The organism is Flavobacterium adhaerens (genome assembly GCF_040045115.1).
Taxonomy (GTDB): domain Bacteria; phylum Bacteroidota; class Bacteroidia; order Flavobacteriales; family Flavobacteriaceae; genus Flavobacterium; species Flavobacterium adhaerens.
The window spans coordinates 190815-210051 of record NZ_JBDLZX010000002.1; the positions used below are offsets into that span (position 1 = coordinate 190815).

Consider the following 19237-nt stretch of genomic DNA (forward strand, 5'->3'; position numbering starts at 1 on the left):
ACGTGTCTTATATTCTCAACATTGAAACCGCTACCAAAAATTGTTCTGTTGCTTTGGCAAAAGATGGAAAAACTGTTTTATGCAAAGAAATTGCCAATGAAGGCTATTCTCATGCAGAACGTTTGCATGTTTTTATAGAAGAAATTATCAATGAGTCTGGGATTAGAATGACAGATTTAAATGCAATTGCCATAAGTCAAGGACCAGGTTCTTATACAGGTTTGCGAATAGGAGTTTCGGCTGCAAAAGGATTGTGTTATGCTTTAAATATCCCATTAATAGCGGTTGATACTTTACAAACATTAGCATCAAAAGTGCAAATAGAGGAAGGTTTGATTGTTCCTATGATTGATGCTCGCAGGATGGAGGTTTACAATGCAATTTTTAGTTCTGATTTGAAAAAAAAGAGAGCGGTTTTGGCCGAAATTATTACCGAAAATTCTTTTAATGATTTTTCTGAGAAATTATATTTTATAGGCGATTGTAACGAAAAGTGTAAAACTGTTTTAAACAAAGAAAATTTTGTTTTCCTAGACGAAATTCAATACCCATCTGCCAATGAGATGAGTGTTTTTAGTTATACTAAATACCAAAAAAGCGACACAGTAGATGTCGCTTATTTTGAACCTTTTTATTTGAAAGATTTTTTGGTTACTTCCAAAAAACAATAAATCGTTATTGGATGGTTTTTGAAAATTCGGTTACATGAGGTTGAAATTGGATTCCTGCTGCGTCAAATGCAAGTTTGCAATCCTCTAAAGTATCCGAAACAACTTGACCAAAATCTTCGGTCTTCGCCCAAGGTCTTACCGCAATTTGGATAGAATTGTCTGTTAAGTTTTTTACAGATACTTCGGCTTCTGGTGTAGTCAAAACTTTTTTGTTACTAGATAACACAGAAGCTATTATTTCTTTGGCCTTTTTTAAATCAGTTTCGTAAGATACAGATATTGTCAAATCAGCTCTTCGAGAACCTTGCATCGAATAGTTGATAATCGTTCCGTTGGACAAAGTTCCATTCGGAATAAAAATAACTTGATTATTTGCAGTAATAAGTTTCGTTACAAAAATTTGAATTTCGGCAACAGTAGCAATAACTCCTTGCGCTTCTATGGTTTGACCAACTTTAAATGGTTTAAAGAGGATAATAAGCATTCCGCCTGCAAAATTGGATAAAGAACCTTGTAACGATAAACCAACTGCAAGTCCCATTGCTCCTAAAATTGCCACAAAAGAAGATGTTCCGATTCCTAAGTTGTCTATGAAGGTTACAAATAATAAAACGCGTAATACCCAAAGCAAAATATCGGCAAGAAATTTAGAAAGTGTAGGGTCTAACTCTCTTTTAACCATTACTTTTCGAATGATTCTATTGATGATTCGAATGGCATAAAGGCCCACAAACAAAATAATAAAGGCCGAAACAATTTTTGGCGAATATTCGATTACTTTCGTAATAAAAATATCGGCATAATGGGTAATGTAATTTGGATCTAAAGTCATAATTAGTGTCAATAAAAAACCTTCTCGATAGAGAAGGTTATAAGTTAGCTAGACAAAATTAGAAATTAATTTTTTTTCTGAAAGTCTATTTTGTTTCTTTTTCATCATCCGAAGAGGATTCTAATGTTTTAGGCGTTTCAAGATTATCCGTAACCGAATTTGTTTTTTCTTTTAGCGATTCTATTGCTTCAGCTCCTTTTTGTTTTACATCTTCCAATATTGCTTCTGCTTTTTCGATATAAGGTGTTGAGGATTCTTTTATCTTATCAACCGTTTCATCAATGAAGGCTTCTGCTTTTTCTACATGAGGCGAAGTTGTTTCTTTGATTTTGTCAACGGTTTCTTCTACAAAAGTTTCGACTTTTTCAAGATGAGGAGTTGCCGATTCTTTGATTTTATCAACGGTTTCTTCAACAAAGGCTTCTGCTTTTTCTACATAAGGCTGGGCATTGACTTTGGTTTCTTCTATCGTAGTTTCAGCTTGTTCGATTATTTCTTTAGCTGTTTCTTTGGCTGAGCCAAATAAATTTTTAAAAAATGATGATACTCCCATGGTTTTTTAAATTAGGTTATACTATCAAAAATAAGGTTTTTTTGTTAAGCTACTGAAAATCATTGTTTTTTTCTGCGATTTAGCGAGGTAAATTTATGTTTTGCCCATTTTTTGCAGGATTGTGCAGGATGAATAATTCGAGTATAATTAGCAATTTGTCTTAAAAAATAATCCTAAATAATCCAGATGAAAAATTTATCTAATCGTTTTATATTGTTTTTGTACAAGTGTCAGTTTTGTTTCTTCCTTTGTTTTATTGGGTTTGTGAATGTTCAAGCTTCAGCTCAAAATTTTTTCAATGTAAAGACATTTGGAGCAAAAGGGGACAGTGTTACATTAGATACAGATGCTATTAATAAAACAATTGATGCAGTTGCAAAATCTGGAGGCGGAACTGTATATTTTCCGGCTGGGACTTATCTTAGTTATTCGATTCGGTTACAAAGTCATATTGCTCTTTATTTAGATCAAGGAGCGACAATTTTGGCTGCTACACCAACCGAAACTGTTGGATATGATGCGCCAGAGAAAGCAATCAATGACGAGTTTCAAGATTTTGGTCACAGTCATTGGCACAATAGTGTGATTTGGGGCGAAAATATAGAAGATATTTCAATATTGGGACCAGGTAAGATTTACGGGAAAGGCTTATCCCGAAGCGGACCTTATAAAGCTCCTATTGGTAATAAAGCAATAGCTTTAAAACTTTGTCGCAATGTGATTTTAAAAGATTTTACAATATTATACGGAGGTCATTTCGGAATTTTGGCAACGGGTGTCGATAACTTAACCATTGATAATCTAAAAATTGATACTAATCGAGATGGTATTGATGTTGACTGTTGCAAAAATGTTCGTATTTCCAATTGCAGTGTAAACTCCCCTTGGGACGATGCTATTTGTTTGAAAAGTTCTTATGCTCTTGGTTTTGCAAGACCTACCGAAAATGTTACCATTACCAATTGCAGTGTAAGTGGTTTTGATAGAGGTACTTTTTACAACGGTACTTATTTGCGTAATGAAGCAGATCTTGTTCCCGATAAAGAAGGGCCAACGGGTCGAATAAAGTTTGGTACAGAATCGAATGGTGGATTTAAAAATATTGCTATTAGTAATTGTATTTTTGAATATTGTAGAGGTTTGGCACTAGAGACGGTTGATGGCGGGCTGTTAGAAGATGTGACTATTACAAATATTACTATGCGGGATATTATAAATTCGCCAATTTTTCTTAGATTAGGAGGGAGAATGCGAGGCCCTGAGGGAACCATTATTGGAGCATTGAGGCGTGTAAATATTAGTAATGTAAATGTTTATAATGCGGACTCCCGTTTTGCTACTCTTATTAGTGGTATTCCAGGGCATGACATTGAGGATGTTCGGTTAAGTAATATTAGTATTTGGTATAAACCGCTTGATTCTTCTATAACCAAAATTCCGAATGAAGTTTCTGAATACGAAAAAGCGTACCCTGAGCCTCAAAAATTTGGTTTGATTCCAGCTTATGGCTTTTATATTCGTCATGCTAAAAATATGGAACTGAGCAATATTAATTTACATTTATTAGGTAAAGAAAAGAGACCTGCAGTAATTGTTACGGATGTAGAAGGGATGAAACTCCGAAATTTAACTGTTGCAAAAGGCGAACATCCAAATCTGATTTTGCTGAATGATGTGACGGATTTGTCTATAAAAGATTGTTCTTCACTAAAAGATGCTGAATTAAAAAAAATACAAACAAAGCATTTCTGAGATTCGAAATAGTAATAAAAACATAACCGATTTAGAAAACAGCAACTGTCTATTTTCTAAATCGGTTTTTTTACAGCGATTATTATCCTTTTAAATAAGCCTCGCGCACTTTTTTAAATAACTCTGACGAATAAACGAATTCAACTATAGCTTCGTTATCTGTTCTAAAAATTTCTTCTTTGTTACCTTGCCAAGCTTTTACACCATTTTTTAGAAACAAAATATTATCTCCAATTTCCATAACAGAGTTCATATCGTGGGTATTTACAACAGTAGTGATGTTGTATTCTTCAGTAATTTCTTTGATTAGGTTATCAATCAAAATTGAGGTGTTGGGATCCAAACCAGAATTAGGTTCGTCACAAAATAAATACTTAGGATTGTTTACAATTGCTCTTGCAATAGCAACCCTTTTTTGCATTCCTCCAGATATTTCAGAAGGTAGTTTTTTATGAGCACCTATAAGATTTACTCTTTCTAATACAAAATCTACTCGTTTCTGAATCTTTAATTTGCTATCGTTTGTAAACATTCTCAATGGGAAAGCTACATTTTCTTCAACAGTCATGCTGTCAAAAAGAGCACTTCCTTGAAAAAGCATTCCTATTTCGGTACGGAGCTCTCTTTTTTCATCAGGATTAAGTTCGGAATAAATACGCCCGTCAAAAGAGATTGTTCCGAATTCGGGAGTATGAATTCCCAATAATGATTTTAACAAAACGGTTTTCCCAGATCCACTTTGACCAATAATCAAATTGGTTTTTCCTGCTTCAAAAAGACACGAAACCCCTTTTAGAATTTTGATACCGTTAAATGATTTTTCTATGTTCTTTATTTCGATCATTTTGTTAGCATTAATTGGGTAATAATATAGTTGAGCAAAATAATAGTAACCGAGGTCCAAACAAAGGATACTGTACTTGCTTTACCAACTTCTAGCGCTCCACCCTTCATATAAAAACCATGAAAAGAGGGTATAGTTGCTAAAAGCATTCCGAAAATGAACGTTTTGGTAAATGAATAAACAATATGAAACGGGAAAAAGTCTCTTTGAATTCCTTCGATAAAATCGATGTCGGCTCCAAAGCCTCCGTAAACAGTTGCGATATAACCTCCTGCAATACCAAGAAACATTCCTATTCCAATTAGAAATGGATACAATAGTAATGCTATGATTTTTGGGAAAACCAAATAATTGAGTGCGTTTACCCCCATTACCTCCAAAGCGTCAATTTGTTCGGTTACACGCATTGATCCTATACTCGACGTTATAAAAGAACCCATTTTTCCTGCCATAATGATAGACATAAAAGTTGGGGCAAATTCTAATATTACCGATTGACGAGTAGCATATCCGATGAGGTATTTGGGTATAAAGGAATTAGTTAAGTTTAAAGCGGTTTGCATCGAAACTACTCCACCAACAAAAAATGAAATGAAACCAACAATTCCTAATGAATCAATTATTAAGTCATCTATTTCTTTGAAAATAAGACCTTTCATTACCGACCATTTTGTTGGCTTTTTGAAGATTTCTTTCCACATCAAACAATATTTCCCAATTTGGGATAAATAACGAAGGAGCATCATAATTATAGTATATGGGCTAAATTACAAAAATAGTAAAAGTAATTAGAGATTCGTAAAAAGTAAAGACCTGGGTCCTGTTAAAAAAGCTTTTGCTTCATTTTTTGCAAGCGATATTTACGGATAAATTTTGCTTGTTCATCGGTAACTAATAAAGGTTTTTTTGCCGATTTTGCTTTCCAAAATCCTTGAATGTAATCCACAAATAAAAAAGGTTTTTTCTTCAACATCGCCAATTTTGCCGATGCTATTGCAGTGATCCAAAAACCGTATCCCAAAGTATAAAAAGCTTCGCCTTGTTTGTATCGTGCTGTTTTGTTGTAGTTTGCTCCAGTAGGTTTTAGGTGTTTTACATGTAAAGTTTCATCGGTTACTATTTTCCAGTTATAGAATTTACAAAGCAATTCGTCAACAGTGTCCCAACCCATTGCAGGTTTTAATCCTCCAATTTGTTTAAAGGTAGATGCTCGGTAGGCTTTTAGAGCTCCTCGAATATGATCTTTATCGGTTAGGTTTTCTAAAACCCACTCGCCATTTTTTTCAATGTAGCAAAATCCACCTGCCATTCCGACTTTGTCATCCGCTTTAAAATGTTTGATTACAGTTTCAAAATAATTGGGAGGAAAAATCAAATCGGCATCTATTTTTACCAAAATATCGTAGTTGTCGTCAATGTTTTTTTCACCTTCGTGAAAAGCTTGAATTACTTTGCTTCCTGGTAAATGTATTGCTCCAGAGATTTTGTTAACTAAAGAGATAAAAGGATATTTTTGACTGAATTCGCTAACTATTTCGGGAGTTTTATCGGTAGAATTATCATTGACAACCACTATTTTTGAAGGGAGAACTGTTTGTTCTACCAATGATTGCAAGGTTAGTGCCATGAAAGCTTCTTCGTTGTAGGCGGGAATAATTATATAATATCTCATTTAAAGAATTTTAGATTTAGATTTTAGATTTTAGATTTGTTTAATACGTTTTCAAAAATCAAAAATCAAAAATCGTTAATCTGTAATCTTAACTTTTTCAGCATAAACTATATAATACCTATTGGTAAAGTTTCTTAAAAATGGTCTTAAACCAAATTTCTTTACAGGGTTTGTCCATTTTTGGCTGTCGATAATTTTCCAACCTGTTTTCTCTAATAACCAGTCCAATTGCCAATCTTCAAATTCATGGTAGTGTCTGTCCCACATGTCTGTTTTGCTGCGGTAAGCTGGTGAGAACCACAAGCGCATTGGAATTGAAATCAGAAGTTTGTCTGATTTAATTTCATTCAATATTGTAAAAGGATTTAGCAAATGTTCGAAAATTTCAAAAGCGGTTACCACATCGGTCTTTTCGACCTCGAAAACACTTTGATCTAAATCTAGATCTTCACCCGTTGTATTTTTTACCGAATAACCTGCTTCTTTCATGATTTTAGAAAACGGATTCTCTACTCCCAAATCCAAAATCGATTCAGACGTTTTAATGTGTTTTTGTAAAAATTCTAAGGTAAGTTTGAATCTTTTATTCGGGAATGTTTTTTCGTACATGACTTTAATTTTTTTACTATCGCTTTTGCTTTAGAGTTTGCAAATATAGAGATAATTGTGAGATTAGAAGAGTGGAAACAGAGTTGTTTACAATCTTAGTATTTATGTAAAAAAGCGAAAGTCCACTACAACAATTTGCAATAGTGGACTTTCAATATAAACGTACAGGATGTTTAATAACGATAGACAAATGCGTTGATGTTCATTCCTGCTCCAACCGAAGCAAAAATAATAACATCTCCTTTGTTGATATGATGGTTTTCTATTTTGCCTTGTAAGATTAAATCATAAAGAGTTGGTACGGTGGCAACACTGCTATTGCCAAGATCGTGAATACTCATTGGCATAATATCATGTGGGGCTTGTTTATTGTATAATTTGTAAAAGCGATCTATAATGGCTTCGTCCATTTTTTCATTGGCTTGATGAATCAATATTTTTTTAACTTCATCAATTTCGATACCACTCTTGTCTAAACAACTTTTCATAGCATTTGGAACTTGACTTAAGGCAAATTCATAAATTTTTCGACCATACATTTTGATGTATTTAATGTCTGGGTCTAGATCAGGATTGTAAGATTTCCCGAAGAATAAAAAGTTGGCTTCCTCATTGGCAAAGGTGGCACTTTCATAGGATAATAAGCCAGCTTCATCTGTAGAAAGCTCTAAAATTGATGCGCCAGCGCCATCAGAATAGATCATTGAATCGCGATCATGGTCATCTACCACTCTTGAAAGTGTTTCGGCACCAATAACCAAAACACGTTTTGCCATCTCTGATTTGATTAAGGCATTGGCTTGCAAAACACCTTCTATCCAACCAGGACATCCAAAAAGAATATCATAGGCTACACATTTTGGGTTTTGTATAGCCAGTTTGTTTTTGACACGAGTAGCTAAACTTGGGAGTATGTCAGTTTGTTTGGTTCCAAATTTGACATCACCAAAATTATGGGCAAAAATAATATAGTCAATTGTTTCTCGATCGATTTTGGCATTTGCAATTGCTTTTTCAGCAGCAAAAACAGCTAAATCAGATGCTGTATAGTGATTATCAGCATATCGTCGATTTTCTATACCTGTAATACCTTTGAATTTTTTTATTACTATTTCGTTTGTATAGGCAAATGGACTTCCGTCTTCATTCAAAAATACATGTTTAGCAAAGTCAGTGTTTTTGACTTCAATATTTGGGATATAGCTTCCTGTACCTATTATTTTTATTTTCATTATTCGGTAATTATCAGATCAAATTGGGGCTAAATGTAGGGCTAAATTATAAATAAAATTATGATAAGTCTCATAAAAAATACTATGCATGCATATAATTATGAAATAAATGTTTTTTGTTAAATTTATTGATTATTTTTTAATGATTTTTGCTTTTAACCGAGATTTCAAACGTTTGAAAAGAATGTTGGAAGAATTTTTTTTTGAAAAGAATTTTTAAAAGAGATAAAAAAATACCCTGAATCTGAAATTTTCAGACTCAGGGTATTTGTTAAGTAGTAACCTTTATTTAGTTTTCCATATACGCTTCAATAGGAGCACAGCTACATACTAAATTTCTATCTCCAAATGCATCATCGGCTCTGCGAACAGAAGGCCAGAATTTATTTTCGGCAATATAATCTAGAGGATAAGCTGCCTGCTCTCTAGAATATGGAAAATCCCAAGTTTCAGCCGTTAGCATTGCTAAAGTATGAGGAGAGTTTTTCAATACATTATTTGGATTTTCGATAGAAGCTTCTTCGATTTCTTTTCGGATGGAAATCATAGCATCACAAAAACGGTCTAATTCTTCTAAGTTTTCACTTTCAGTTGGTTCTATCATTAATGTTCCTGCAACAGGGAAAGAAACCGTAGGGGCATGGAAACCATAATCCATCAAGCGTTTAGCAATGTCGGTAACTTCGATTCCTTTTTCTTTAAAAGGACGGCATTCTAAAATCATTTCGTGAGCCGCACGTCCCATTTCACCAGAATATAAAGTATCATAATGACCGCTTAATTTTTCTTTGATGTAATTGGCATTTAAGATAGCATGTTCAGTTGCCGATTTCAATCCTTCAGCACCCAACATTTTGATATACCCGTAAGATATCAAACACACTAAAGCAGAACCCCAAGGAGCAGCTGATATAGCGGTAATGGCATTTGATCCTCCTGTAGGTACTACTGGATTTGTTGGTAAAAACGGAGCTAATTGTGGTGCCACACAAATTGGTCCAACACCTGGTCCTCCACCTCCGTGAGGGATAGCGAAAGTTTTGTGTAAGTTTAGGTGACAAACATCGGCTCCAATTGTTGCTGGATTTGTCAATCCTACTTGAGCATTCATATTGGCACCATCCATATATACTTGTCCTCCGTTGTCGTGGATGATTTGTGTGATCTCTTTAATAGCGCTTTCGTAAACACCATGAGTAGAAGGGTAAGTTACCATTAAGCAAGATAAATTGTCTTTGTGTAAAATGGCTTTTTCGCGTAAATCATCTACGTCAATATTTCCATTTTCTAATGTTTTAGTAACTACAACCTTCATTCCAGCCATAGCTGCAGAAGCAGGGTTGGTTCCGTGTGCCGATGAAGGAATCAAAGCTATATTTCTGTGGTGATCGCCACGAGATTGATGATAGGCCTGAATTACCATTAATCCGGCATATTCTCCTTGAGCTCCTGAATTTGGTTGCAAAGTTGTTGCTGCAAAACCAGTAATTTCATTTAAATATTCTTCTAGTTTAGAAAGCATTTTTTGGTATCCTTTTGCTTGATCTAGTGGAGCAAATGGGTGAATACTGTTCCAACTTGGTGAACTTAAAGGAAGCATCTCGGCAGCCGCATTCAATTTCATTGTACAAGAACCCAATGAAATCATCGAATGATTTAAGGCCAAATCTTTGCGCTCCAACATTTTGATATAACGCATTAAGGCAGTTTCCGAATGATATTTGTTGAAAACTTCGTGTTGTAAAAATGGTGAAGTTCTAATCAAGTTTTCAGGGAAATGAATTTCTTCGGATAATTTGTCTATTGTAATGGTCGCCAATTCTTTTGCGGCAGCGAAAATAGAAACGACTTTGTTCAAATCGCCAAAACCAATAGTTTCGTTTAGCGAAATAGAAACCGTATCTTCTGTTGGATAAAAGAAATTCACTTCATTAGCTTCGGCGATTTCTCTTATTTTGTTTGCATCAGCTTTTAAAACAATGGTGTCAAAAAAAGCAGTATTGGTTTGTTCGAAACCTAATTTAGCTAATGTTTTAGCTAATGTTACAGCCGAAGCGTGTACTTTGTTGGCAATATATTTCAAACCTCTTGGCCCGTGATATACAGCGTACATACTTGCCATTACAGACAATAAAACCTGAGCCGTACAAATGTTTGAAGTCGCCTTATCACGTTTGATGTGTTGTTCACGCGTTTGCAAAGCCATACGCAAAGCACGATTTCCATTAGTGTCAACAGTTACCCCGATAATTCTTCCAGGCATAGAACGTTTGAACTCTTCTTTGGTTGCAAAATAAGCAGCGTGTGGACCACCATAACCCAATGGAATTCCAAAACGTTGTGTGGTTCCAAGAACTACTGCAGCTCCCATTTCTCCTGGAGGAGTTAATTTGGCCAAACTTAAAATATCAGCCGCAACTGCTACCTTGATTTCGTTTGCGGCAGCTTTTGCAATAAAAGCAGTGTAGTCGTTTACTTGTCCAAATTTTCCTGGATATTGAAGAATAGCTCCAAAGAATTCCTCAGAGAAATCAAAGTCTTCATGATTTCCAACTACCAATTCTACTCCAATTGGTGTAGAACGTGTTTGCAAAACAGATAAAGTTTGAGGTAAAATTTCTTCAGAAACGAAGAATTTATTGATATTGTTTTTCTTTTGATCGCGTGTTCTTACATCGAATAATAAAGCCATAGCCTCGGCAGCAGCTGTCCCTTCGTCTAATAATGAAGCGTTGGCAATTTCCATTCCAGTCAATTCGATAACGGTAGTTTGAAAATTCAAAATGGCTTCCAAACGACCTTGAGCAATTTCAGCTTGGTAAGGCGTGTAAGCGGTGTACCAACCTGGGTTTTCAAAAACATTTCTTTGAATAACTGCCGGAACGATACATTGGTTGTATCCTAAACCAATATAGGTTTTGAACATTTTATTTTTGCTTCCTAAAAGAGTAATATGTTTCAAATACTCATATTCAGTCATTTCAGGATCCAAGTTTAGAGGAGCTTTTAGACGAATGTCATCTGGAAGTGTTTCGTAAATAAGCTGTTCTATCGAGTCAACTCCGATTGTTTTTAGCATGTGTGATAGGTCGGATTCCTCTGGGCCAATGTGTCTTAAAGCAAATGCATCTGTTTTCATTTGTAGCTATATATTTTTGAAAAAAGAAATGTAATTCAGCAGTATATCTTAATTTAGATCAGGCATATACTCACTTTGTTACATTTTATCGTAATTATGTTGTTTTTTTGTGGCGCAAAATTAAGTATTATTAATAATTTAATGGGTAATTTTAACTTCTATTTTTGTGAAATTTATAACCAAAATGTTGATTTGTTACTAATTGATTAGAATTAAGGGATGACATTACTCAAGCATTTATTGAATCTTTACTTAAACAGCAGTATTCATGTGGCTTTGTCCTGTTATGCATTGGTACGCATTACGTTTCATGCTTTTCATATTGAGTATGATCAACCGATGGCAATGTTTGTTTTTTTTGGAACAATAGTCGGTTATAATTTTGTGAAGTATGATGCTTTGGTCAGAGTAAAAAAAAAGTTGGTTACAAAACAATTAACAATTATCACTCTTTTGAGTTTGGTTTCGTTTGCTTTGGTTGGATATTATTTTTTTCAATTACAGCGAGTTACCCAAATGGTTTCGGTTGGAATTTTAGCTATAACAGCGTTATACACGCTTCCTTTTTTTCCAAACAAAAAAAATGCCCGGAACTGGGCTGGTGTAAAGATTTATATTGTGGCCATTTGTTGGGTGGGAGCTACCTTAGTTTTACCATTGATAAACGCTGAGATTCCTGCCACATCAGATTTTTTTATCAAATGTATCCAACGCTTTATATTGGTTTTTGTATTGATTTTGGTTTTCGAAATTCTTGATTTGGCTAATGATGACCCCCATTTGCAAACCGTTCCGCAAACCATTGGGGTTAAAAAGACGAAATTTTTAGGTTTATTGTTGTTGATCCCTTTTTGGTTTTTAGAAATTTTTATATCAACATTTAATTATCAAGATGCAGTAATCAATCTTATAATGGTAATAGCATTAATGCTTTTTATCATTTTTGCTAACCCGAATCGATCTAAATATTATACCTCATTTTGGGTCGAAGGTGTGCCTATTTTTTGGTGGTTGATGATGGTGTTTCAGGATAAATTTTAAACTTTTGAAATCTCAATAAAAAAACACTTGCAAAACGATGTTTACAAGTGTCAATTATTTATGGGTTAAATCTTAAATTATACTGATTCAACTTTAATTCCTTCGTCATGTAACATGCTTTTTAGCATATTTTCGATACCGCTTTTTAGGGTAAAAGTTGAAGATGGACAACCGCTACAAGCTCCTTGCATGATTACTTTTACGGTTTTGGTCGTATCGTCATAAGAATCAAAAAGGATATTACCTCCATCGGCTGCAACAGCAGGTTTTACATATTCTTCTAGAATGTTAATGATTTTTTGAGAAGTTTCATCCAGAGAGTCAAATGATTCATCTTTAGCTTTTTCGTCTTTAACAATGGTATGAATTAAACTTTCATCAAGAACAGTTCCTCCGTTTTCAATATATTGTTTAATGAATGTTCTCAACTCTAATGTGATGTCTTGCCAGTCTTTGATGTCGTATTTTGTTACCGAAATGTAATTTTCATCGATAAAGATTTCTTTTACATAAGGGAATTTGAAAAGTTCTGTAGCCAAAGGAGATGGCGCACTTTGATCTATGTTTTTAAATTCAACAGCATTTTTGGTAATCATTTTGTTAACCACAAATTTTAAAGCAGCTGGATTTGGAGTAGATTCTCCATAAACCGTAATAGGTTGTTTTTTAGGTTTGTTTTCATCTAAATTGATGATAACACCTCCCTTGTCAACATAAGCTTCAATTTGTTCGGCAACTGCTTCTTTTACATCGTCCCATTCAACAATGCTAAATCGTTCAACCGCAATAAAGTTTCCTGATATATATACTGTTTTTACAAATGGTAAATAGAAAAGTTGTTGTGCTAATGGCGAAGATTTGGCTTCGTCTATGTTTTTGAATTCAAAATTTTCATTTTGAGTGATGAAATCCGGGAATTCAAATTTTATAATCGTCGGGTTTTGAGTTTCTTTTATCGTTATTTTAGTCATGATTTGTCTATTTTTTGCAAATTTACTAAAGTTATTTTCTATGATTAACTATATTTGGTTTTTTAATGAATAAATTAACAAAAAATAATTCCATAAAGAGTCCCTAAATGTATCAGAAAATTAAAGTCGCTATTGTTCTTTTTTTTATTAGTATAAGTACTTTTTCCCAAGAGGGGATTCCGGTTTATTCGGATTATCTTTCGGATAATTATTATTTAATTTTTCCGTCTATGGCTGGAGCTTCAAACTGTAGTAAACTTAGACTTACGGTAAGAAAGCAATGGTTTGATCAAGAGGATGCACCAGCACTTCAAACCTTGAGTTACAACGGAAAAGTAGGGGATAGATCTGGTATTGGAGCAATTGTTTTTAATGATAAAAATGGGTATCATTCTCAATTTGGTTTCAAAGCGACTTATGCGCATCATATTATGTTTTCTAGAGATGAAGTAGATTTAAATCAGTTGTCTTTTGGGGTTAATGTAGGTGTAAATCAAAGTCAATTAGACGAATCTGAGTTTCAAAATTCTGGGAATTATGATCCTGCTTTAGGAAATATTGTAGGACATGCTTCTTATTTTAATTTGGATATAGGGGCATCGTATAATATTTATGATTTTAGTTTGAATGCCGTTGTAAAGAATGTTTTAGAAACGCGTCAGACACTTTACTCTGAATACGAAAGTGATAATTTGAGAAAATTTATCGTGAGTGGAGGTTATATTTTTGGAAATGCTGATACCGTTTTATTAGAACCTTCTTTGCTGTATCAATACGTAGATAAAACCAAGGAAAGTTCGGTAGATATGAACTTAAAAGCTTATAAAAATTTAGAGATGGGACAGCTGTGGGGAGGGTTGTCTTATAGACAAAGTCTTGATGGAGCCGAGTATGCTATTAATGGAGGAGGAACCAATAGTCAGAAATTACAATATCTAACGCCGTTATTAGGTTTTAATTATAAAAATTTCATGTTTGCTTACACCTATACGCATTTGTTAGGCGATGTACAGTTTGAAAGCTCTGGATTTCACCAACTCACATTTGGATTTAACTTCTTGTGCAAGCCAGTAAAATACGATTGCAACTGTCCAGCTATTAATTAATTTTTAAATCGGTATCATGATTATTAAAACAGTAAACGGAAAATCACCAATAATCCCAGAGGATTGTTATGTGGCCGAAAATGCTACTATTGTTGGCGATGTAGTTTTTGGAGCGGAGTGCAGTGTTTGGTTTAATGCAGTAATTCGTGGGGATGTACATTTTATAAAAATTGGAAATAAAGTAAACATACAAGACGGAGCAATTGTACATTGTACCTATCAAAAACATCCAACTGTTATTGGTAATAATGTTTCGGTAGGACATAATGCAATTGTTCATGGTTGCACAATTCATGACAATGTATTAGTAGGGATGGGGGCAATTGTTATGGATAATTGTGTTGTAGGTAGTAATTCTATTATTGCTGCAGGAGCCGTAGTGACCCAAAATACAATAATCGAACCAGGAACTATTTGGGCAGGGGTTCCCGCCAAAAAAGTTAAAGATATAGATCAATCTAATTTTGCTGGGGAAATAGCACGAATTTCTAATAATTATGTGCTGTATTCTAGTTGGTTTAAAGAAGAAAAATAATTCTTTCCTTATATATTTATTTTTTCAAAAAATGAAGTTTTGTAGCTTTCGCTGATAGGAATTCTTTTATCGGCAATAAGAACTTTGTTTTTTTGTATCGATTTTACATGTTTGATATTGATGATATACGAGCGATGTATTCTTGCAAAACCTTTGGCTGATAATAAATTTTCAAGCTTTATCAAACTAATTAATGTCAATGTGTATTTATTGTCGGTAGTATAAATTTTGACATAATCTTTCAATCCTTCAATAAATAAAATATCCGAAAAATTAATTTTTACATTCTCATATTCAGAACGAACAAACATAAAATCATGTTCGATTTCGGGAGTATTAGTTACTTGATTAGGGATAGGAGTGCTCTTTGGAGCCAGTTGTTGCTGAGCTCTAAGCACAGCTTTTAAAAAACGGTTAAAAGGAATTGGCTTGACTAAATAATCTACTGCTCCAAGATTGAAACCCTCTACAGCATAATTAGAATAGGCTGTTGTGAATATTATAAGAGGCTTTTTTTCTATAGCATTTATAAAATCGATTCCTGAAAAATGTGGCATTTCGATATCCAAAAAAATCAAATCAATATCGGATTGATTGATAATAGAAATGGCATCGATTGCATTTGTAAACGTTGTTACCAACTCGAGCGATTCTACTCTTTGTACAAATTCGACCAATAATTCTACTGCTAGTGGCTCATCGTCTATGATTACACATTTCATAATCTTTCTTCTTTTATAATGTTGAAACAGTTGAGTTGCTTTGTAGTTGTATTTGATCTAATTGTAAAACCAAATCAACGGTATATTTTGAGTCAGTTGTTGTGATCTTGAGTTCGTGTGCGTTTGGATAAAGCAAAGTAAGTCTATTTTTGATGTTTGCCAACCCAATTCCTGAATTTTCTGGATCTTTTTTAGTGTTTTCTATTTTATTTTCTATCCAAAAATTGAGCGTATTGTCTTGTATGGTTATGATGATTTTTATGTAAGCAGTCCCTTTATAATCGGTTCCATATTTGAAGGCATTTTCTATAAATGAAATCAATAACAAAGGTTCTATAAATTTATCTTTGGTATTTCCGTGAATATTTATCGAAATGTTCTCGATGTTGTTAAGTCTTAATTTTTGTAATTCGATGTAGTTTTTAATGTAATTGATTTCTTTTTCAAGTAAAACAGTCTTATTGTCTGTTTCATAGAGCATATATCGCATCATTTCGGATAAAGTAACTATAGCATCGGGAACTAAATCTGATTTTTTATGGGCCAACGAATAAATACTATTTAAGGAATTGAACAAAAAATGTGGATTTGTTTGTTTTCTCAAATAGTTTAACTCGGTTGTGGTTCTCTGACTTTCGGCTATTAGTTTATTTTGTTGGTCATCATAAAACTCAGATAATACTTTTATGATTGTACTAATAGTTACGATTAATACATAAAAAACAGAAGGGATTATTTTTATGAAAAAAGGCTGTTTTCCCATTGGAATTCTAGGAAAAGTGAAGTCTTTTCTATAGGGAATTTTCGGGAGTTTCATTTCGGGCAAAGGCCTTATTTCTCTATATTCGGGCATGAAAAATTCATGTCGGATAAATAAGAAAAAGGCAATCAAAAATATAATGATGCCAATGTAATGTGTATATTTTTTTTGTAGCAGAAAATACGAAACAAAATAGTTATAGTTGAGGTAAAATAAAATTATTCCTGTAATCCATTGAATATAGAAATCCGAATTGATTCGAAATGGACTTTCGTAAAATTGTATGAGTGACGTACTAATAAAAAAACACCAAATAATACTATGAATTAGTATTTTATTGGTGTCGCTATTTTTTATAGATCCAAAGTTCATTTAGAATTTTATTTTTAATAAAATTAAGTCATTTTTGGTAATAGTTGGTGATGAATCTGCATTCAATTTTTGCATTACCAATTCTCCTACCGCCAATGCATCTTCTTTGGTTTCAAAGCTCTTAGAATTTGATATAACTGGTATAATGGTTTGCTTTATAATAATTTTGTCATTATTAGTAATAGTATAACCCCAGCCATTATTCGTTTTTATTGCCTCTGTTTTTAAATTTTCTTCGGTATGATAGGTCACAAAAATGATTAATCCAATCATTGAAAAAATCAAACAAAAATTTAAAAAATAAGACGAAATCTTCTGGTTTTTCCCCCAGAAGATTTTGTTATTGTTATTAGTTGTCGTCATCATTTTGTTCTTCTTTTGGTTTAAATTCCCAAATGTCATCAAAATAAGATGTTCCTGATTTTCCTAGCATTACGAAACCTCTTTCCCCGTTGATAGATACCCCGATTCCATCCGATCTACCAGAACCTTCAAGAGCTGTTTTAGAAACCCAAATATCTGTTGTAGGATTGTATTCCCAGATGGTATTTCCACTTTCGCCACAGGTTATATATCCTAATCCGTTTATACTAAAACTAGATGCATTGGCTCTTTTTATAGAATACGTTTCGTGGTCACTTTCATCATCATCTAAGTCTCTTTTTCGTGTCCAAACATCTGTGTTAGGATCAAAAGCCCAAAAATCAACTTGGTTTACACCACTATTTATACCAGTTCCTAAATAGGCTACATCATTAATTACAAAAACAGTAGCGTTTCTTCTTTTGTTTCCGCTAAAACCATTTACTTGAGTCCAGGTATCAGCACTAGCATTGTATTGGTAGAAATCTTTTAAATAATTACCATCGTATCCAGTTCCAAAGAAAGCTTTACCTCCTACTTGAAATCCAACAGCTCCATAACGTGCTGTTCCTCCAAAGTCTGCTTTTTGAGTCCAAGAATTCGTGTCTGGATTGTACTCGTAAAAGTCTTTTAGTTTATTGCTTCCATCGTAACCAAGTCCTACATATCCTTTTCCGTCTAATTCAAATGCTGAGCTCGAACTTCTAGCAATTCCAGTAAAATCTGCTTTTTGTTCCCAATAGTCACCAGTTGAGTTATAAGCCCATAAGTCTTTTAGGTATTCGTCGCCTGTGTAACCCGTTGTTACATAAGCATAAGTTCCAATGACAAAACTTGCTGCGCTTGATCGTGCTGGTCCGTCAAAGGCTGATTTTTTTATCCAGTTTCCTAGTACATCGTCATCGTCATCATTATTGCATCCAATAAAAATTAGACTGACAAGTAATGTGGTAATAAATATACCTTTTTTTAAGTGTTTCATAATGTGCATCGTGTTTATTAAAGTTTGTATTTTATGCTGATCGAAAAGACGCTTCCGTTTTTTAGTTTCTGATTGGTTTCTGAATCCCTGTTTTCATCCGAAAATTTGAATTCTTTGTTTGATGAGTACCCACCTTTGAGGCCTATAAACCATGATTTATCAAAGTTTCTCTCATATTGTAGTGTGGTTTCCATTTGCGAAAACCCAACTTTTGATAGGTTTCTTGAGTCATCTGTAATTATTGATGATTCTAGATTGTATATACTTCCGCTGAAGTCGTTGTTTAGACTAAATATGTTGCGGGTGTTATTGGAATATGTAAGAATTGAATTTGGAAATCCTAATTTTAGAGCAACAGCCGAATTAAATTGATGATTGTATTCGAATGTTGGTAATAGTTGTGGTTTCCCAAAAACGGTCATTCGTTTTATTCCTAATCCAAAATTATTTTTATCGTTTATAGTTTGATACCATTCTATCCCTCCTAAAATTGTAAAATCAGAAAAGCTTATAGAATTTTGAAAATTTACTTGCGGTTCTATGTTTACAATCAATTTTGATTTATCATTTAATTGATGCGAAAACTCGAAAAGATTACTAATGGTATTAAAGTGCGTTTTGTCGTAATTTGAATCGTAATCTTTTGCTATGTATGTTTCTATTTCATCATTTATAGATGTGCTTTTGTATTTAAGAGTATTCCTCAATTTGTTTTCGGTACCGATTTCTTTAAACAGTTGTATGCTAACTTCTGTTTGTTTTATAGTACCATTATCTATTGGTTCTGTTTTGGTGTCAAAATCAATACTAGCTCCATTTTGAGCATAAGCTCCAAAAACCGGAATCAAAAAGATAAGTTTAATAAAATTGTGTATTCTCATTGTTTAAATATTGGTTCAAAAGTAATTGTGTTGTTATGTACTAAAAAAGAATATATATGCTTACCGTTGTTTTATAGACAAACGGGCTATAATTAAGGTTAAATCTTGTTTTAATCCCGAATTGTGGGTTGTAGATTGTTTTTTTGTTTTTATAGATACAATAGACTAAGTAGTATATGTTGTTAGGACTACTAGTAGTG

Annotated in this window: 19 protein-coding genes; 5 read left to right on the plus strand and 14 right to left on the minus strand. The window is 33.5% G+C overall.

Features of this window, described 5'->3' with window-relative positions:
- The first annotated feature begins 2 nt into the window (after nucleotides 1–2).
- Nucleotides 3–671 carry a tRNA (adenosine(37)-N6)-threonylcarbamoyltransferase complex dimerization subunit type 1 TsaB gene (gene tsaB / locus ABEB18_RS03505; RefSeq protein ID WP_348797666.1) on the plus strand — a complete coding sequence of 223 codons (669 nt, stop codon included), beginning with the start codon at nucleotides 3–5 and terminating at the stop codon, nucleotides 669–671.
- A gap of 4 nt (nucleotides 672–675) precedes the next feature.
- Here tsaB and ABEB18_RS03510 read toward each other — a convergent pair whose 3' ends face one another.
- Both ABEB18_RS03510 and ABEB18_RS03515 read right to left on the minus strand, forming a co-directional pair.
- Nucleotides 676–1503, minus strand: coding sequence for a mechanosensitive ion channel family protein (locus tag ABEB18_RS03510; protein WP_348797667.1), 828 nt, complete (start codon nucleotides 1501–1503; stop codon nucleotides 676–678).
- An 85-nt stretch (nucleotides 1504–1588) separates the two neighbouring features.
- The gene (locus tag ABEB18_RS03515; protein ID WP_348797668.1) at nucleotides 1589–2056 is read right to left on the minus strand and encodes a YtxH domain-containing protein; all 468 of its coding nucleotides are present in this window, start codon (nucleotides 2054–2056) and stop codon (nucleotides 1589–1591) included.
- Between the two features lie 186 nt (nucleotides 2057–2242).
- Between ABEB18_RS03515 and ABEB18_RS03520 the strand changes: the two genes are divergently transcribed.
- Nucleotides 2243–3808 carry a rhamnogalacturonidase gene (locus ABEB18_RS03520; RefSeq protein WP_348797669.1) on the plus strand — a complete coding sequence of 522 codons (1566 nt, stop codon included), beginning with the start codon at nucleotides 2243–2245 and terminating at the stop codon, nucleotides 3806–3808.
- A gap of 82 nt (nucleotides 3809–3890) precedes the next feature.
- On the opposite strand, the gene ABEB18_RS03525 is transcribed toward ABEB18_RS03520, so the two are convergent.
- The 6 genes from ABEB18_RS03525 to gcvP all read right to left on the minus strand — a co-directional run bounded on the left by ABEB18_RS03525 (nucleotide 3891) and on the right by gcvP (nucleotide 11304).
- Nucleotides 3891–4652: an ABC transporter ATP-binding protein gene (locus tag ABEB18_RS03525; RefSeq protein WP_348797671.1), complete on the minus strand. Its 762-nt coding sequence runs from the start codon at nucleotides 4650–4652 to the stop codon at nucleotides 3891–3893.
- Nucleotides 4649–5398 carry an MlaE family ABC transporter permease gene (locus ABEB18_RS03530; protein WP_348797672.1) on the minus strand — a complete coding sequence of 250 codons (750 nt, stop codon included), beginning with the start codon at nucleotides 5396–5398 and terminating at the stop codon, nucleotides 4649–4651. Before ABEB18_RS03530 ends, ABEB18_RS03525 begins: the two co-directional genes overlap by 4 nt.
- Nucleotides 5399–5475: 77 nt before the next feature.
- A complete protein-coding gene (locus tag ABEB18_RS03535; protein ID WP_348797673.1) occupies nucleotides 5476–6324 on the minus strand; it encodes a glycosyltransferase family 2 protein in 849 nt (282 codons plus the stop codon).
- 75 nt (nucleotides 6325–6399) lie between these two features.
- Nucleotides 6400–6933 (minus strand): class I SAM-dependent methyltransferase, encoded by a 534-nt coding sequence (locus tag ABEB18_RS03540; protein ID WP_348797674.1) that lies wholly within the window; start codon nucleotides 6931–6933, stop codon nucleotides 6400–6402.
- A gap of 173 nt (nucleotides 6934–7106) precedes the next feature.
- A complete protein-coding gene (locus tag ABEB18_RS03545; RefSeq protein ID WP_348797675.1) occupies nucleotides 7107–8165 on the minus strand; it encodes a 3-oxoacyl-ACP synthase III family protein in 1059 nt (352 codons plus the stop codon).
- A 289-nt stretch (nucleotides 8166–8454) separates the two neighbouring features.
- A complete protein-coding gene (gcvP, locus tag ABEB18_RS03550) occupies nucleotides 8455–11304 on the minus strand; it encodes an aminomethyl-transferring glycine dehydrogenase (protein ID WP_348797676.1) in 2850 nt (949 codons plus the stop codon).
- Nucleotides 11305–11523: 219 nt separating this feature from the next.
- Here gcvP and ABEB18_RS03555 point away from each other — a divergent pair, with 219 nt between their 5' ends.
- Nucleotides 11524–12345, plus strand: a complete 822-nt coding sequence (locus ABEB18_RS03555) for a UbiA prenyltransferase family protein (RefSeq protein WP_348797677.1) — start codon at nucleotides 11524–11526, stop codon at nucleotides 12343–12345.
- A gap of 77 nt (nucleotides 12346–12422) precedes the next feature.
- Here ABEB18_RS03555 and ABEB18_RS03560 read toward each other — a convergent pair whose 3' ends face one another.
- Nucleotides 12423–13316: a NifU family protein gene (locus tag ABEB18_RS03560; RefSeq protein WP_348797678.1), complete on the minus strand. Its 894-nt coding sequence runs from the start codon at nucleotides 13314–13316 to the stop codon at nucleotides 12423–12425.
- 107 nt (nucleotides 13317–13423) lie between these two features.
- On the opposite strand from ABEB18_RS03560, the gene ABEB18_RS03565 reads away from it, so the two are divergent.
- On the plus strand, nucleotides 13424–14422 hold the full coding sequence (locus ABEB18_RS03565; RefSeq protein WP_348797680.1) for a PorP/SprF family type IX secretion system membrane protein: 999 nt from the start codon (nucleotides 13424–13426) through the stop codon (nucleotides 14420–14422).
- A gap of 16 nt (nucleotides 14423–14438) precedes the next feature.
- Nucleotides 14439–14957: a gamma carbonic anhydrase family protein gene (locus tag ABEB18_RS03570; RefSeq protein ID WP_348797681.1), complete on the plus strand. Its 519-nt coding sequence runs from the start codon at nucleotides 14439–14441 to the stop codon at nucleotides 14955–14957.
- An 8-nt stretch (nucleotides 14958–14965) separates the two neighbouring features.
- Here ABEB18_RS03570 and ABEB18_RS03575 read toward each other — a convergent pair whose 3' ends face one another.
- The 5 genes from ABEB18_RS03575 to ABEB18_RS03595 form a co-directional block, all read right to left on the minus strand.
- The gene (locus ABEB18_RS03575) at nucleotides 14966–15679 is read right to left on the minus strand and encodes a LytR/AlgR family response regulator transcription factor (protein ID WP_348797682.1); all 714 of its coding nucleotides are present in this window, start codon (nucleotides 15677–15679) and stop codon (nucleotides 14966–14968) included.
- A 13-nt stretch (nucleotides 15680–15692) separates the two neighbouring features.
- A complete protein-coding gene (locus tag ABEB18_RS03580; RefSeq protein ID WP_348797683.1) occupies nucleotides 15693–16532 on the minus strand; it encodes a sensor histidine kinase in 840 nt (279 codons plus the stop codon).
- A 279-nt stretch (nucleotides 16533–16811) separates the two neighbouring features.
- On the minus strand, nucleotides 16812–17177 hold the full coding sequence (locus ABEB18_RS03585) for a DUF4907 domain-containing protein (RefSeq protein ID WP_348797684.1): 366 nt from the start codon (nucleotides 17175–17177) through the stop codon (nucleotides 16812–16814).
- Nucleotides 17161–18156: a Kelch repeat-containing protein gene (locus ABEB18_RS03590; protein ID WP_348797686.1), complete on the minus strand. Its 996-nt coding sequence runs from the start codon at nucleotides 18154–18156 to the stop codon at nucleotides 17161–17163. Before ABEB18_RS03590 ends, ABEB18_RS03585 begins: the two co-directional genes overlap by 17 nt.
- A 17-nt stretch (nucleotides 18157–18173) precedes the next feature.
- The gene (locus ABEB18_RS03595; protein ID WP_348797687.1) at nucleotides 18174–19037 is read right to left on the minus strand and encodes a DUF6268 family outer membrane beta-barrel protein; all 864 of its coding nucleotides are present in this window, start codon (nucleotides 19035–19037) and stop codon (nucleotides 18174–18176) included.
- Nucleotides 19038–19237: the final 200 nt, after the last annotated feature.